At 81.3% G+C, this 914-nt stretch carries 1 protein-coding gene; it reads right to left on the reverse strand.

Going from position 1 to position 914, the window contains the following annotated elements:
* Positions 1 to 305 precede the first annotated feature (305 nt).
* Positions 306 to 914, reverse strand: a 609-nt coding sequence (locus EF903_RS33090) for a glycosyltransferase (RefSeq protein ID WP_148142672.1), incomplete at its 5' end; no start/stop codon positions are given.

Here is a 914-nt window from a genome sequence, read left to right on the forward strand (position 1 = left end):
GCGCGGCGCGGGCCCGCGCCCCCGCCGTCGCTCGGGGGCACAGCATGCACCCCCGCGCCCGGGACGCCCCCGGCGGCCCGCCGTGGGCACGGTCCCCGGCCGGGTCGGGTCCCGCCCTCGCGAAAGGGCATCCCGGACCGTCGGTCGGCGGACGGCGGCCCCCGCGTCGGGAACAGCGCCGACCGCTCGCGCCGGGCAAGCCCGCGCCCCGGTTGCGGGCGAGGCGCCGCCGCCGTGTCGCGGGATGGCCCCGCGGCCCGGCTCGGGCAGCGTCGGCCCGAGGCCGTACGGGGACAAGCCTCCGCTCACGGGCAGAGCATGCGCTCCAGTCGGCGGACGACGCTCCCCGCCCCGTCCTCCGCGGCCATCCGGCCCGCGGCGCGGGCGGCGCGTGCGCGGTAGCCCGCTTCGCCCGCCGCCCGGCGCAGTTCCCCGGCGAGCGATTCCGCGGTGAGCCGCCGGTAGGGGAGCGGGCCTGCGGCCGCGCCGAGGGCTGCGGCCCGGCGGGCCCAGAACGGCTGGTCGGCGGTGACCGGGACCGGGACGGACGGGACGCCCGCTTCGAGGGCGGCCGCCGTCGTGCCTGCGCCCCCGTGGTGGACGACGGCGGCGGTGCGCGGGAAGAGGAGTCGGTGCGGGACCTCGCCGATGTCGAGGACGTCGTCGCCCGCCGCCCCCGCGGCGGCCAGCCCGGCCTCCCCGGCCTGCAGGACGCCCCGCAGGCCCGCCGCCCGCAGTGCCCGTACGGCGATCTCCGCGAGCCGGGCGCCTTCGCCGGCCGCCATGCTGCCGAAGCCGACGAACACCGGCGGCGGTCCGGCACCGAGGAAGTCGGCCAGTTCGCCGGGGAGCCGGGTGCCGGGCGGGCAGTACGGCCACCAGTTGCCGACGACGTCCAGTCCGGGCCGCCAGTC

It is taken from the genome of Streptomyces sp. WAC05292 (assembly GCF_003949955.1).
Taxonomy (GTDB): domain Bacteria; phylum Actinomycetota; class Actinomycetes; order Streptomycetales; family Streptomycetaceae; genus Streptomyces; species Streptomyces globosus.